At 41.8% G+C, this 15,304-nt stretch carries 14 protein-coding genes and 1 tRNA gene; 10 read left to right on the forward strand and 5 right to left on the reverse strand.

All coding sequences use genetic code 11. From position 1 onward, the window contains the following. Positions 1-13: 13 nt before the first annotated feature. Together ACM0OT_RS02175 and psbX are read right to left on the reverse strand one after the other, a co-directional pair. Positions 14-922, reverse strand: coding sequence for a Ycf66 family protein (locus tag ACM0OT_RS02175; RefSeq protein WP_414562348.1), 909 nt, complete (start codon positions 920-922; stop codon positions 14-16). 260 nt (positions 923-1,182) lie between these two features. Further along, positions 1,183-1,302 (reverse strand): photosystem II reaction center protein PsbX, encoded by a 120-nt coding sequence (gene psbX, locus ACM0OT_RS02180; protein WP_414562349.1) that lies wholly within the window; start codon positions 1,300-1,302, stop codon positions 1,183-1,185. 262 nt (positions 1,303-1,564) lie between these two features. Here psbX and ACM0OT_RS02185 point away from each other — a divergent pair, with 262 nt between their 5' ends. After that, positions 1,565-1,858 (forward strand): YggT family protein, encoded by a 294-nt coding sequence (locus ACM0OT_RS02185; RefSeq protein WP_414562351.1) that lies wholly within the window; start codon positions 1,565-1,567, stop codon positions 1,856-1,858. Positions 1,859-1,916: 58 nt separating this feature from the next. Here ACM0OT_RS02185 and accC read toward each other — a convergent pair whose 3' ends face one another. Beyond that, the gene (gene accC, locus ACM0OT_RS02190; RefSeq protein WP_414562353.1) at positions 1,917-3,260 is read right to left on the reverse strand and encodes an acetyl-CoA carboxylase biotin carboxylase subunit; all 1,344 of its coding nucleotides are present in this window, start codon (positions 3,258-3,260) and stop codon (positions 1,917-1,919) included. Between the two features lie 411 nt (positions 3,261-3,671). On the opposite strand from accC, the gene ACM0OT_RS02195 reads away from it, so the two are divergent. The 4 genes from ACM0OT_RS02195 (at position 3,672) to ccsB (ending at position 8,034) form a co-directional block, all read left to right on the forward strand. Continuing rightward, positions 3,672-3,752: transfer RNA gene (locus ACM0OT_RS02195), tRNA-Leu, on the forward strand. Positions 3,753-3,914: 162 nt separating this feature from the next. Next, the gene (locus ACM0OT_RS02200; RefSeq protein ID WP_414562355.1) at positions 3,915-4,544 is read left to right on the forward strand and encodes a chorismate lyase; all 630 of its coding nucleotides are present in this window, start codon (positions 3,915-3,917) and stop codon (positions 4,542-4,544) included. 534 nt (positions 4,545-5,078) lie between these two features. Then, complete coding sequence (locus ACM0OT_RS02205) at positions 5,079-6,842, forward strand: DUF3352 domain-containing protein (protein ID WP_414562357.1); 1,764 nt, start codon at positions 5,079-5,081, stop codon at positions 6,840-6,842. 133 nt (positions 6,843-6,975) lie between these two features. Then, on the forward strand, positions 6,976-8,034 hold the full coding sequence (gene ccsB, locus ACM0OT_RS02210; protein WP_414562359.1) for a c-type cytochrome biogenesis protein CcsB: 1,059 nt from the start codon (positions 6,976-6,978) through the stop codon (positions 8,032-8,034). Here the strand turns inward: ccsB and ACM0OT_RS02215 are convergent. Next, positions 8,031-8,450 (reverse strand): VOC family protein, encoded by a 420-nt coding sequence (locus tag ACM0OT_RS02215; RefSeq protein WP_414562361.1) that lies wholly within the window; start codon positions 8,448-8,450, stop codon positions 8,031-8,033. The two genes, ccsB and ACM0OT_RS02215, sit on opposite strands and share 4 nt — an antisense overlap. Before the next feature lie 607 nt (positions 8,451-9,057). On the opposite strand from ACM0OT_RS02215, the gene ACM0OT_RS02220 reads away from it, so the two are divergent. Next, positions 9,058-9,393 (forward strand): KGK domain-containing protein, encoded by a 336-nt coding sequence (locus tag ACM0OT_RS02220; RefSeq protein ID WP_414562363.1) that lies wholly within the window; start codon positions 9,058-9,060, stop codon positions 9,391-9,393. 81 nt (positions 9,394-9,474) lie between these two features. Continuing rightward, entirely contained in the window at positions 9,475-10,470 is a 996-nt protein-coding gene (gene tilS / locus ACM0OT_RS02225) for a tRNA lysidine(34) synthetase TilS (protein ID WP_414562364.1), read from the forward strand. A 367-nt stretch (positions 10,471-10,837) separates the two neighbouring features. On the opposite strand, the gene hmpF is transcribed toward tilS, so the two are convergent. Next, on the reverse strand, positions 10,838-12,598 hold the full coding sequence (gene hmpF, locus ACM0OT_RS02230) for a pilus motility taxis protein HmpF (protein ID WP_414562366.1): 1,761 nt from the start codon (positions 12,596-12,598) through the stop codon (positions 10,838-10,840). A gap of 402 nt (positions 12,599-13,000) precedes the next feature. Here hmpF and ACM0OT_RS02235 point away from each other — a divergent pair, with 402 nt between their 5' ends. The 3 genes from ACM0OT_RS02235 to ACM0OT_RS02245 all read left to right on the forward strand — a co-directional run bounded on the left by ACM0OT_RS02235 (position 13,001) and on the right by ACM0OT_RS02245 (position 15,302). Continuing rightward, complete coding sequence (locus tag ACM0OT_RS02235; RefSeq protein ID WP_414562368.1) at positions 13,001-14,221, forward strand: response regulator; 1,221 nt, start codon at positions 13,001-13,003, stop codon at positions 14,219-14,221. A 171-nt stretch (positions 14,222-14,392) separates the two neighbouring features. Further along, positions 14,393-14,758 carry a response regulator transcription factor gene (locus tag ACM0OT_RS02240; RefSeq protein WP_414541316.1) on the forward strand — a complete coding sequence of 122 codons (366 nt, stop codon included), beginning with the start codon at positions 14,393-14,395 and terminating at the stop codon, positions 14,756-14,758. A 13-nt stretch (positions 14,759-14,771) separates the two neighbouring features. Next, positions 14,772-15,302 (forward strand): chemotaxis protein CheW, encoded by a 531-nt coding sequence (locus ACM0OT_RS02245; protein WP_414541317.1) that lies wholly within the window; start codon positions 14,772-14,774, stop codon positions 15,300-15,302. Positions 15,303-15,304: the final 2 nt, after the last annotated feature.

The raw sequence follows: 15,304 nt of genomic DNA on the forward strand, positions 1-15,304 counted from the left end.
TCACCTGACTGTTTTAAATCAGATCGTCGTCAAAATCGGTCGAATTATCAGGCTCCTCATTGGGCTTTTCAATGGGGTTATATGGTACGTAGTCAGTTGGAATAGCATCATCATCATCACGTGGTCTCCGTGAAACTGAGTCAGCAGGCGGACGACGCTTTCTGGGTCTGGGAGAGATATCCTGATCACGAATTTCCGGACGCGGTGAGCTACCACTAGCACGACGAGAGGACTTTCTTACTTCTGTGCTGGAACTTTCCCAATCATCAACTTCCCCACCAGAAGAATTCCAATCTTCTTTTTCATAATTCTCCGGGCTACGACTTACAGGACGACTAGAACTAGGACGGCGCTTTCTTTCTGCTATTTCTGGTCTTTCCCTGCTACTGCGGGCTTCTGGACGACGAGGTGGTTGATCTTCGTAGTAATCATCACGAGAGGAACGAGCATCTCTGCTGCCCCGAATCCGAGGACGGACGGGTGGTTCTTCTTCTTCATAAGGTAGTGGTTCTAAATCTGCCTCTACCTCAGCCTCATATCCCCTACGATTGTACGAATAGTTCCTACTGACTTCTCGCTCGTCATCCACAATAGGAGTGTTACGTTTAGCTTGTTGAGTAGCAATACCTCGCAAACGAATACTTTCAACCGCAAAAAAGACAGTTGAGCCAACTAACAGCAACTGACCAAATTGCAAAATTGGGTCTAAACGCCATCCTTGGAAAATGAGAATGAAGCCACAGAGCAAGCCCACCGCTGCAAAAAATATATCTTGATCTCGTGACAATTCTGGACGCACAGTGCGGAGAAAATACAGTGCTGCCCCAGACACAGCCAGGAAAATTCCTAAAATACTGGCTGAGTTCGCCCCAAAATTGACCTGAGCCAGAACGCTGGCTGAGTTCAGCCCAAAATTTATCATTGTTCTTTTCCCAATATCAAATCTATGTTAGCGAGTCACAATTAAAAGCACTACTCTAATCAAACACAATATATTTAAGCTTCAAAGCATCTGGTAAAGAAAGCGTCTGAGGCTGTTTACCGAAAGCTAAAAAAACCTATGTCTGTCAGCTAAGTATACCTTGTCCTCAGTAGGAGGATTTGATGCCCTAAGAGCAATTATGGGTAGACAGCTAACAGACAATCGGTAGTGATATGAGAGTCAAACCGACTCCCCAAGCATTATGAACGCTGGATTTTATCTTTCTGGCTAATGAAAATCAAACCAACTGTAACTGGAATAACTACAATTACAAAACCCCAAAACAAACTCCAAAGAAAATTTGCTAAAGAAGGCGTCATAGTTCTCAACCTTTTTTTACACACTTCATCATAATTCTAATATGGTGTATCACTTCCTTGAGAATCCTTTGAACATAGGTTGCCAAACTTGATTAGCATCATCACAAGTTATAGAGTGAAAAACTTGGGTGTATTTGCCCTGGAATACGCAAGAGTGTGTGACAGTATTTGGTTAGAATTAGAAAGAGAATGCTTTACAAAGCTTAAAATTTTCTGGCTTTCGCCTAAGTTTTTCTTGGTTCACAGATAGTAGTTCAAACCAATGACTGGTGTTAACCTGACCGTTTGGATTCTTGGTCCTGTATTGGGACTGATGACGTTCTTGTTTATTTTCCGCATAATTCTCACTTGGTATCCCCAAGTAGACCTAAATCGTTTGCCTTTTAATCTCATAGCTTGGCCGACCGAACCATTTTTAGTGCCGTTGCGAAAGCTAGTACCACCTATTGGTGGGGTAGATATCACTCCTATTCTTTGGGTAGGCATCTTCAGCCTGGTCAGGGAAATTCTTTTAGGTCAGCAAGGATTACTCACTATGATGACTCGGGTGAATTGAATTAGGGAGTAGGGAATAGAGAGTAGAGAAAAACCTCCTAGCCTCTAGTCCCCAGTCCCTAAATATTCATCTCCTGCACAAAATTGGTATAAACATTACCTTGTAAAAATTGTGGGTTTTCCATAATCTTTTGATGAAACCCAATGGTGGTTGGTAATCCGGTAATGGCACACTCTCGCAGTGCGCGTTTCATGCGGTTAATGGCAGTAGCCCTATCTGGGCCCCAAACAATTAACTTACCAATTAGGGAATCATAATAGGGAGGAATTTGGTAGTCGGTGTACACATGGGAATCAATGCGAACACCGGGCCCACCAGGGGGAAGATAACCACTAATACGTCCCGGTGCTGGGCGAAAATCATGGTCGGGGTCTTCAGCATTGATGCGGCATTCTATGGCATGACCCCGCAAGACTACTTGGTTTTGGGTAAGCTTTAGTTTTTCCCCTTGGGCAATGCGGATTTGTTCAGCCACCAAGTCTACTCCAGTAATCATCTCTGTGACTGGATGCTCAACTTGAATCCGGGTGTTCATTTCCATAAAGTAGAATTTACCAGATCTATCCAGCAGAAATTCCACTGTACCAGCCCCAGTAAAGTTGATAAACTGAGCCGCTCTCACCGCAGCCTGTCCCATTTTTTCTCGTAGTTCTGGGTCAAGCGCCGGACTGGGTGCTTCTTCTAACAGTTTTTGATTGCGGCGCTGAATAGAGCAATCTCTTTCACCTAAATGAATAACGTTGCCGTAATTATCTGCTAAAATTTGGAACTCAATATGGCGCGGACGTTCAATAAATTTTTCTATATAAACGCCAGAATTACCAAAGGCTGCTCCCGCTTCTCCTTGAGCAGCCAAGAAAAGTTTGACAAATTCATTTTCAGAGCGTACCAGACGCATACCCCGTCCACCACCACCCGCTGTGGCTTTAATCATCACGGGATAATCCATCTTTTTGGCAATGACCAGTCCTTCTTCTTCGGATTCTACCAACCCATCACTACCCGGTACAGTTGGTACCATAGCTTTTTGCATGGTGTCTTTGGCAGTTGATTTATCTCCCATCAGCCTAATAGCTTCGGGGGTTGGGCCGATAAAGGCAATATGATGGTCGGCACAAATTTCGGCAAAGCGAGCATTTTCTGCTAGGAAACCATAACCAGGATGAATGGCACTGGCATTGCGCGTCAGGGCAGCAGCAATAATATTAGGAATATTCAAATAACTTTTACTGCTAGCAGGTTCGCCAATGCACACTGCTTCGTCGGCAAGTTGTACGTGCAGAGCATTTCGGTCAACGGTGGAGTGAACCGCAACAGTCGCTATCCCCATTTCTTCACAGGCTCGGAGAATGCGAAGGGCGATTTCTCCCCGATTGGCAATTAATATTTTGTCAAACTTCATTTTTAGCTTTGATACTAGTACCAGTAGATAAACATTGTCTCCTATCCCATTTGCCACAATGCTGGCGCTTGATCTCAAATTATGACAAGAGTTTTTTAGCTTCATCCTCAGCAAATTTTAAATAGGATTTGGCTTCCTGCTTCTACGGGATTTAACTAAACTAACAATATTGCATTTGCTAGTCTCTGCCAGTTTCCCGAACTAGGCTGTTGTGAGCAAATTTTGCATCTTACAGTAGCCATACCCTTTTTAATATCACTTGTGGAGTTACTTTATTTCTGTCCGTCATATATCCACCTTCAGGAAATTTAGGTACAATTCAACTTAAATTTTTGGTGAATTTTGGTAAATTTAAATATTTCCTAACTAAATTGATTTTTTTGTGCTACCATTTACTCTTGGACAACTAACGCGGATGTGGCGGAATTGGTATACGCGCACGCTTGAGGTGCGTGTGGCTTTGCCTTGCGAGTTCGAGTCTCGCCATCCGCATTTTTTCAGTGTTGAGTACTGTTAACGTAGTGGAGCGTCAGCTGTATTTAGCATACATCAAGGTTTTTTAAATACCCCATGTTCTACTCTCTATTTGGATTCCTATGGGAACGCCTTGTTTTTTGTGCTTTGATAGAGATAGGTGAACTTTTGTAAAGAACATTGACTGCAATTTTTACAGCTACCAACAACTCAACACTGCCGACTGCATGGCATCGCCTCACTCCGATTTGGCAAGGTGGTGAGGAAGTTATACAAACAAATTTGCCCCATACTCAGCTGGCACCGGCTTGGCAGTTATTACTGTTAGGTGACGGCTCGCCCACCAGACATTTACAATTGCTCACAGGTGAACCAACAGAAGTAGATGTCATCGACATGTCTTTGATTGGCATGAATTTAGATGATGCCCCAGATTTAATTAAGGCTGTACCAGGGCCACGATTGCGGCGACAGGTGTGGTTGCGTACCGCATCAGGTCAGCGATTAGGTTACGCAACTTCATGGTGGGAAGCTAGTCACATTGATGAGTTTTTACAAAATCGTTCATTACCGATTTGGGCGAGTTTAGCTCGTATCCGTACAGAGTTATATCGAGATATTCAAGGAATTTACTACGGCGACTCTGCTGCACTAGAATCAGGGTTTGAAGTAGCTGGTCCTTTTTGGGGTCGGCACTATTTGTTTTGGCATCATGGACAGCCCCTGACTTTGATTTATGAAGTTTTTTCGCCTTATTTAACCAAATATTTGGGATCTACACAGATGGATTCGTCTAATGGCAAAGCATAGACTCTACTCTTTAGGAACTTTGAGCAGGAAAAGAGAAGTCACAAGTCAGCAGTGAGTTAGGGGGGATGGATTCTTCTTTTCTGGGGAATTCACGGTGATTGAGGTATCTATATTTTCGTTTTGCTGCACTAGCTTTTAGTGAGCTAAGTCTGATAAGCTAATGGTTTTGAATTTGACAAAATTCATCAAAGTGATGGTATTAATGACGATATAGAACAGCTAACAATGACTTGCAGCTTTTTCAGGTTAGTTATATTCTCAAAGTGCTGATAATGACAGATTTACCTTTCAGGGATTGGTCTGTTGAGAGATGCATCCCTAAAAATTGACCTGCTAAATTTAACAAAGCATGTTAAAAAAGTTAACTAACAAGAAAAAACTACTGTTGAAAGTGTAGAAATTATGATAGCCGCAGTATCAATTAAATCCAGGGTAGAGAAATTAATCTTATAAGCTGCCCTAGAAAAAGAAAATTTTGGTTTACTTGCTTGATTGATCAAGCAATGAATTTGCAAGTATGAGGTATAGGTTTCAATGGCACTGCCTATTGTGTCTGTTCTAAAAAGTAAAAAAAAGAAACCGTCTCTGATGCTGACGCTTTCTGCTGCTGGATTATTAATTGGTGGTGGCGCAGCAACGTACTGGTTTTTATCTCAAAGACAAACATTTTCCCGAAACTTGCCAGTAGGTGCAAATATTATTCCTCAAGATGCCCTGTTTACGGTTTCTTTAACTACAGATCCCCAACAATGGCAGAAATTGCAAGAGTTAGGGACAAAAGAAACCCAAGCAGAAATAAATAAAAATTTAGTCCAGTTACGCGATCGCTTCCTGACTAATAATGGTTATGACTTTGAAAAAGATATTCAGCCCTGGGTAGGTAATGAAGTCACCCTGGCAATATTGTCGCCACCAATGCAACCAGCACTTAAACCCGTGGCTACCGATGGAGATGCTGCTAATACTCAGCAATCGATGGTCATGGTATTACCTGTGAACAATCCAGAAGCGGCTAAAAACATTTTGGCTGAACCTAAAACATCTAAACAAGGGACATGGGTTGAGCGCACTTATCAGGGAATCACTATTAAACAAAGCCAGGGTCAAGCAGGAGCAAAGCTTTCAGCCGCATTGTTAGGTGGCAGGTTTCTCGTGATTACTGACCATCCTCATGCCACTGAACGAGCAATAGATGCCTATCAAAGTAAAACATCACTGGCAACAGTGGGCGGCTTTGCTGATAATTTCCCCAAAATTGTCAATAATCGCCCCTTTGCTCAGTTTTATTTAAATGTCCCCATAGCTGCCAGAATAGCTGCTGCTTCTCCCAACCGTCCATTACCAGCTCAAGTTTTAGCTCAACTGCAAAATAACCAAGGTTTAGCAGGGTCTATGACCTTGGAACCAGAAGGAGTACGCTTAAAAGGCATTTCCTGGCTAAATCCTAATAGTCAGCGAGTTTTAGCAGTAGAAAATAAAGCCGGAACTATGCAAAACCGTGTACCTGCGGAAACCTTAATGATGCTTTCTGGAGGGAACTTACAGCGGTTGTGGGAAGATTACGTTTTAACATCACAAAAAAATCCCCTCTCGCCCATATCACCAGAACAGTTGCGGAGTGGTGTCAAATCACTCACTAACCTGGATTTAGACCAGGATTTTCTTAGTTGGATGCAAGGAGAGTTTTCTGTCTCCGTGATTCCCAATACCTCAACAGATGATTCTGCCAAAGATTTCCGAGCAGGTTTTCTCTTCATGGTACAGGCAAGCGATCGCTCATCAGCTGAAGCATCCTTGAAAAAGCTAGATGAGGTGATGAAAAGCCAATACCAGTTCCGCATTCAACAAGGAACAGTCGCCAGTAATCCTGTTGTTAACTGGATTACACCTTTTAATACTTTAACTGCTACCCGTGGCTGGTTAGATGGCGATATCGCTTTCTTAGCGTTGGGCGCTCCGATCACAGATAAAATCGTTCCTAAGCCCAACTACACACTAGCTAGTACCCTGCCATTTCAGCAAACGGTTCCTACAGAACCCAATCCCACAAATGGGCAATTTTTTCTAGATATGGAAAGGGCTGTCAAAAACTTTACTTTAACTACCTTGTTTCCTAACCAACAAATTTTTCTAGACGCAACCCGTTCCATTGGCGTAACAGCGGCTGTCACTAATAATCGCAGTACCCGTTACGATATTTTTATCGCCCTCAAAAAAGATGATACCTCAGCCGTTTCACCTAGTTCTAGTACTGCTATAATCCCGCCTCTTACTACACCAGCAGTTACAGTACCCTAATCCCCGACAACTGGTACATAGTTTTTAGTAATGCTTAAGCGGGACTAAAAACCCTGTCTGATGAGTCTCTAAGCAGATAGGATCATAACAGTCGGAATCACTATTTTAACGAATCCACTGGGGAGAACACTTTATGAATCTGGTTGAACTCCAGAACTGGCTGGACAATGCCTCTTTTGCCGTATTATTCCTCACCATGCTGGTGTACTGGGGGGGAGCAGCTTTTCCAAAGCTGCCGGCAATTGCGGCTGTGGGAACGGCTGGGATGGCTATAGCTAATTTGTGCATAGCTACCTTATTAGGGGCGAGATGGATAGAAGCTGGTTATTTTCCCCTGAGTAATCTGTATGAGTCCTTATTTTTCTTAGTTTGGGGAATTACCGCAGTTCATCTTTTTGCCGAAAACACCAGTCGCAGCCGTCTAGTGGGAGTTGTCACTGCCCCTGTAGCCATGGGGATTACTGCTTTTGCGACCCTCACTTTACCATCAGAAATGCAATCAGCAGAACCCTTAGTCCCCGCACTGAAGTCCAATTGGCTGATGATGCACGTCAGTGTGATGATGTTGAGTTATGCCGCTTTGATGGTAGGCGCACTACTAGCGATCGCATTTCTCATTGTCACTCGTGGTCAAAACATTCAACTTCAAGGCAGTTCTGTAGGTACTGGTGGCTACCGCAGCAACGGCTACCGCTTGCACAAAGCGGGTGAGCTAATTACTCAACCAGCAACACCTGTAGGGGACAATAATGGCTTTGCTCGTTTTGAAAGCAATAACAATGGCAACGGTAATACTGCTGTGATGAATTTAGTCGCTGCTGCTGAATCTTCTAGCGTAGCCACTGCCAATGAACCCCTTTCACCACAGCGCCTTAGCTTGGCTGAAACTTTGGATAACATCAGCTATCGCGTCATTGGACTGGGATTCCCCCTACTAACCATTGGCATTATTGCTGGTGCAGTTTGGGCTAACGAAGCTTGGGGTTCCTACTGGAGTTGGGACCCTAAAGAAACCTGGGCATTAATCACCTGGTTAGTTTTTGCTGCTTACCTCCACGCCCGTATTACTCGCGGTTGGCAAGGTCGTCGCCCAGCAATTTTAGCTGCAAGTGGCTTTGTGGTTGTCTGGATTTGCTATCTTGGTGTGAATCTTTTAGGTAAAGGTTTGCATTCTTACGGTTGGTTTTTTTAATTACCCTCTAACCCCTCCTGTGGCTTGTGAGGAGGGGTATAGCAAACTACTTCAATGTAGTGACCATCTGGATCTAAAACAACCGCTCCATAGTCAGAAAAATAATAATAATGAGAGCGCAAACTTGGTACACCATTATCTGTACCACCCACTGCGAGCGCTGCTGAATGAAAATCATCAACCTGCTTGCAAGATTTGGCTGTGAAAGCAACATGAATTCTGGGATTATTGACCTGTTCATCAACTATCCAAAAATCAGCTTTTCCATCTGTGCCGAAACCAGCCGCATATTTAGAAACAGGCGAGGTAGGATTATACTCTTTGCGTAACTCATATCCTAATGGCGCTAAGACGACTGTATAAAAATTCTTGCTGTGTTCAAAATTACTAACATTAATACTTACATGGTCGATCATCAATACCTCCTTGAAAATAGGATTACTTAAGGTAAAAGACACAGACTGGAGAAGAAATGTTTTTATCCTCTAATTTTGGACTTTGCCTGTAGTAGTCTAGCTAGCAAGTCAGCGAAAATTAGGGTTAGTGTTAATTAATATCTCCAGAATCTTGTCAACACATCCATCTGAAGATTCTTGTCAACACATCCATCTGAAGATTAATGAGGTGCTATGAGATGGCGAAAAGTGCCTAATGATTCACGGATATTTATTAAGTACAATTCAAAGAAGAAGTAGGTAGACACAAACAAACTTATTTACATAAGAAAATGTAAATCATCTAAAATCCCTTGGTATTAATTCACTCTGATTTGCTCCGTTTGCAATAACATAGCTATCAATTTTCTGGCCAACTGACTTAATTTGCATAAATAAAAAACGTGGTTAAAATATAATGATGAGATATTTAGGGTGGGTTAGGCTCTGAGTAAAGCCACATTATTCTAGGATTAATGTGTTAATAAATACATGTAATTAGGCAGCATCTATTTTAAAAAACTATTATTTTATTTGAGCTTAACTTCTATCGCTATGGAAACAATAAATGTAGTGACAGGAGATGACTATGGAAAATCAATTTGAGCGACTTAATCATCATGAAGTTGTATATGTAGAACCCAATACATTTAATAACTTAGAAGTTGCTGGAACTTTTAAAGTTCATGATTTAATTGCAGCAATTAAAGAATATCTAGGAGCAACAGGCACAACAGAAGAAAATTTGTATGGACAAGGCTTAAATTGCGAAGTTTTAAAATTTAGTTCTGAGGGATGGACAAAAGGAAAAGTGAGACTATCTTTAGAATTTTGTCCTGATGAGCCGGAATTTCCGTTAGAGGAAATCTATCTACAACTTCAGCAAATGGAAAAAGAATCAGACCATAGCAAGGAACGGGCTTGAAAGTCTCTTAGTATCCGGGTTTTATCATCAATACTGATAAAATAAAAGTTATCTGGGTTGATGTGCGGTTAAAAACCAAAAATGGTATGGACGAATCTACATGCAAAAATACATCGCACTATTCGATCGCGCCACTTATTTCAGCAAAACCAAAAACTATTAGTAGCGGTTTCCGGTGGGCAAGATTCCCTGTGCTTGATTAAATTACTGTTAGATTTACAACGTAAATGGGGATGGAATGTAAGTATTGCCCATTGTGACCATCGCTGGCGTGCTGATTCAGAAGCTAATGCGAACCATGTAGAACAATTAGCTAAAAGTTGGGGTGTATCTTTTTATTTAGAAACAGCTACGCAGTTATTAAATAGTGAAGCTGCGGCACGTAATTGGCGATATCAAGCTTTAAGTGCGATCGCCCAAAAAAATAATTACCATCATATTGTCACAGGTCATACTGCAAGCGATCGCGCGGAAACTCTGCTCTATAACTTAATGCGTGGTACTGGTGCAGATGGGTTACAAGCCTTGACTTGGCAAAGGCCACTCACTCAAGACATTTTATTAGTGCGTCCACTTTTAGAAATTACTCGCCCAGAAACAGCGCAATTTTGTCGAGAATTTAATCTTCCAGTTTGGGAAGACTCCACCAATCAAGATGTGAAATATGCCCGCAACCGCATCCGCCAAGAATTAATTCCCTATTTACAAATAAATTTTAACCCCCAAGTAGAATCTGCCCTAGCTAAAACAGCAGAATTGTTGCAAGCAGAAGTGGAATATTTAGAAGCAGCAGCCCATAAGTTGAGGGAAGAAGCGATGGAAGAGGGAATAGGGTGTAGGGAAAATGGGTTTGCTTTCAGATTAAATAGACGGGTATTGCAGCCAGCACCTTTAGCATTGCAACGTCGGGTGATGCGACAGATATTGCAACAAACACTTGCTGACGCACCAAGTTTTGAACATATTGAAAAATTAACGGCTTTGATTACAGCGCCAAACCGCTCGCAAACCGATCCATTTCCTGGTGGTGCGATCGCCCAAGTACAAGGTGATTGGCTCTGTTGGAAACAACCCTAATTACTTCAGTTTAATTATTCATCAATAGGACTTACGCACTCGCTACAAAAATCAAGGCTTTGAGATTGCTTCCCTACGGTCGCAATGACGGAAATACGTGGTTGTTTACGTACATCCTGATCAATATCGCTCAATTGAGCAATTGTAAATAAAAGTTACAAAAAACGTAATCAGCAGTTGATCTCAAGTGTCTAATAAAGGACTTTCAAATAAATAACATTCCAAATTTTCTTGTGGTATGGGTGTCCTCACCTATTCCATAATCCGGACATACTGCCCAAAAAATGAATAATGGATGCACCAGATTTGGAAATCCGGGGCGTAAATGAGGAATCTGCTCAATTCACCCCAAAACAATCCCACATCATCAAGAAGCTAGCAACTCTGGCTGAGACATTAAGCCCTGGAGAGTCTGACGCATTTCGTTAATAGTCTGGAGTTGATAATCACCAGTTTCTTGAACTTGGGCCACAGACTCAGCAATTGCTTGCAGCTTATGACGTAAACCATCCAAAGCATCTTGAATTGGTTTTAGTGTCTCTTGATAAAGATTGATCCGACCCCAGCATTCAGCCGTTGCTGTTTTCAAAGATAGCAACTTGGCTTCCATCTCTTTGAGTTCTTGTTGCTTTTCTTGTTGGTCTTGGGTTTGATTGTCAATCATCCCCTGATCCATCTCCATAGCAGCATGTATTTGCTCAATTTCATGTTCCAACTTTTGTAATTCCTGTGACTGTTGTTGTCGCAGGGTTTCTATTTGCAACAAAATCGGCCCAAAGTCAATTTGGTTTTCTTCTTCTGTATTGGCAACAGTCTGTCCTTGGCGACGTAACATGATATTTTGATGTTGCTTAATCAACTTCTCTCGGTGTAGCAAATTACGCCGTTGCCCTACCAAAGTTTCATTTAACATTTGGTAAAGGTCTTTTTCATCCGCTAGTTCCATTGCCAAATTAATTTGGTCTTGGTCTGGTGCTTCCTTAATTTTATTTTGTAATTCTTCTATAGTTTCTTGCTTATATTTCAGTTCTTGTTCCTGATCATGGACAAAGCTAGAATCTATTTCCAACTTATTTTTTAAATCTTGTACTATCTGTTGTAGTTCTTCTAGAGGCATTGTTTCTAAAGCTTCTACATCAACTTTTTGGCTCAGAACCACACCACCAGAAGTTGCAGCCAAAGTGTGCATTTGTTGATGTAACTCTTCATGATTTTGCAACTGCTCTTTAATGCTTTGAGCATAATCTTGTTTGCTGCTCAGAGTTGCGGTATTTATCTTTAATTGGGATATTTGCTGTTCTAAAGAACTTTGTGTTTGTTGCCAAGTGTTTTGGCGATCGCTTAAAGTTTGCGATAGGCGCTCAATTTCTTCTTGTTGTTGAGTTGCTGTAGTTTTTTGCTGCTCCAGTTTTTCCCAATGTGGGGTGAGAGTAGCTTGCTGGGTTTCAACTAATTCAAAGGCCAGATTCAAGTGTTCTCTGACGATTTCTGTCGGTGCAACCTTATGGGACAAGCGCTCAAGTAACTCGCTCATCACCCGACTTTGCTCCTCATCTAACACCGTTCCTTGTTGGCAATCTGCTTGATGCTCTTCTAGGCGGCGTTGTTCACCGCGCAAATGTTCCCAAGCTCCTTCTAACTCCTGACGATTACGCTCAATTTCTGCTTGCAACTGTTCAATCTGCTCATGAGATGTCTCAACTTCCTGTTTTTGTGATTCCAGGCGTTGAAACTCTTCCTCCATTTGTTGCAACTGTTCCAGGCGCACTTCCATGTCCATTTCCCGGCGATTCATCTCTTGCGCCTGAAATGTCAGTGACTCCTTCCACTGATCAATCTCATCTTCTTTAAGCTTAAATTTTTCCAACTGACGGGAGAAATTTTGCAAAATGTTCACTAATGGGCGGCCTGCTTCCTGAATCCGCTGTACTTGACGATTCGGATTGAGTTCCACCAATACTAGTGCGCCATCATTTAATTTACTGGCGTCTTCAGCCGCTATTACTTCTTCCGACACAGTACTCCAATTCTGGTCGGTTCGCTGACAAGCTAGCAGTTTCAGTTCAGTTTTAGCACCACCACTGAGTAAGCCGCCTTTCTGCTTTTGTACTTCTGCTAAATACAGCACACCGTTCGTCCTCTTGTGTACTTGATGTTCGTGTTTGGGGATATACCTTAGATAATTCTGTTAACTGCGCTTATTTCATCTAATTTGAGAAAAACAAGACAGACAAAACTATTTATAAACGTGGGATAACCGTCTTGATATTTATAGATAACGATTTGGCTACGCTTTTATATTTTGTACTGATAGCAGTGATGATGACTTCGGTGTTATCACTAGCTTTAGCTAAAATCATTACGAAAATTTACAGTTTGTTGCTAAATATATCTCCTGTTCGAGACTGGTTATAAAGGAAATAATACTTTGAGTACTTGTACCTGATTCGTCTGCTAAAAACAGAAAAAAATTAATGAGCAAAATTAATAGAGAATGTAAACGGAATTACAAGGAGAGCTTTCAAGCTAAATGCAGGGAAATTTAAATGAAATTGATATTCGCAGTATCCTGCAATTGATTGAGTTAGGACAGCGAACTGGGCAACTTTTAGTAGAAGTCGGACTCAATAGTGACAGGCTAACAAACCACGATACAGCTAAATATCAGCATTCCGGGAATTATCCCAAACAATTTTGGTTCGTCTTCTTTCTCAACGGTCAAATTATTTACTGCCAACAAGGTGAAAGTAATTTGTCACGCATTGATGATTACTTACGTTATTACCGTATTGAGTCCAAGCTTGATGAAAGACAACTTGCCTCTCTAGGTGGTCAGAACGCACCAGAGTATGGCTATCTCTGGGCCCTCTTAGAGCGAAACATCATCAAGCCTCAAGTAGCTCATAGTATCATCCACAACTTGGTCTGTGAAATGCTTTTTGATTTGCTGAGTTTACACCAAGGTAGTTTTATTTTCCGGCAAGGTACAACGCTGACTCCACAATTAACTAGCTTGGCAATTGCCCCTTTAATATACAAAATTACACAGCAAATTCAGGAATGGAAACAGCTTTATCCGCATATTCAGTCGTCTGAACAATTGCCGATGCTAGCTGATATAGTTCAATTAAAATCTTCACTTCCCACGGTAACCATTAATAAGCTACAGCATTGGGCAGATGGTAAAACTTCCCTGCGTCAACTAGCGCGTCATCTCAACCGAGATATTTTGACAGTTGCTAAGGCCATATATCCATATGTACAACAAGGTTGGTTGCAGCTAGTATATTCAGCTACTAGTAATACACCCACATGTACACAGGATATAGAAGTGGATGGAAAGCACGGGGTGCGAGTAGTATGTATTGACGATACTAAAACTATCTGTGAGACTGTAGAGTCTATCTTAAAGCCCAAAGGATATCAAGCGATCGCCTTGAATAATCCCTTAGAAGCCATTAGTCTCATTTTTCAACTCCAGCCAGATTTAATCTTGTGTGATATTGCCATGCCGGAATTGGATGGTTACGAAATTTGTGCCATGTTACGGCATTCCACCGCATTTCAAAATATACCGATTATCATGCTAACTGGTAAAGATCAATTTATTGATCGAGTCAGGGCAAGAATGGTTGGAGCTACTGATTACTTAACAAAGCCTTTTGGCGATACTGAGTTACTGATGCTCTTAGAAAAATATATGAACCCACAGTCTTGTCTAGGAACACAAATCAAATACGAGACTTATTGATTCCCTAAAAGTCGAGTAAAAGGTGTTATCACAGAACCAGCTAATTCAAGTGCCAGGTTATTATCTAGTACATTAGTGAAACAATAAAATTAATTTATACACTAACTATTTGCGGGGGATCAGGGAATGTTCCAAAACGGAACGTCTACATCAGGAGGTAGATAGGCATTTATGAGTACAGTTCTGATTGTGGAAGACAGTATCGCACAACGGGAGATGATTACAGACCTCCTGAAAGCCAGTGGTTTAATGGTCACTCACGCCAGTGATGGCGTAGAAGCATTGGAGGCAATTCAAACTACCCCTCCCGATTTAGTGGTATTAGATATTGTCATGCCCCGGATGAACGGCTACGAAGTATGTCGGCGGTTAAAGTCCGACCCCAAAACCCAAAACGTTCCTGTGGTCATGTGTTCTTCTAAAGGTGAAGAATTCGACCGTTACTGGGGGATGAAGCAAGGTGCGGATGCGTACATAGCCAAACCATTTCAACCAACCGAGTTGGTGGGAACAGTCAAACAACTGCTGCGAGGATAAGGATGAAAATAATATGGTCAGTAAACCGGACTTTTTAAGTGGTGGTGGTCAAGATAACTTTCGTCCTGAATTACAAGTAGAAAGTCCCGAAGGTGAATTACATTTGCGGTTTTACATTCCTTCGCAACAGGAGTTTGCCTTACCAGCAACTGGGATTCGCGAGGTTATGGAACTAAGTCCTGATAGAATCACCCCGATTCCTAATGCTTCTCCTTTACTTTTGGGTACTCTAAATTTACGAGGTCGAGTAATTTGGGTGGCAGACTTGGGTCAATTTCTGGGCGAAGCAACTGCGTTAAATACGGACAAAGCAGAAATTTCGGTGATTGCCATTGAAGAGCAAGACACCATAGTGGGTTTGGCAGTAGACGAAATCGGTGGTATGGACTGGCTGGATGTACAGCATTTGATGCCACCAACTAATCTACCAGATACGATGGCTCCCTTTTTGCGTGGAGAGTGGTTATTAAGTGCTAAAAATAATCAGTGTTTAAGACTGCTTGATCAAACGGCAATTTTGCGGAGTGCAAGGTGGGCAGGATGAAA

It is taken from the genome of Anabaena sp. CCY 9613 (assembly GCF_963920895.1).
GTDB lineage: Bacteria > Cyanobacteriota > Cyanobacteriia > Cyanobacteriales > Nostocaceae > Cyanocohniella.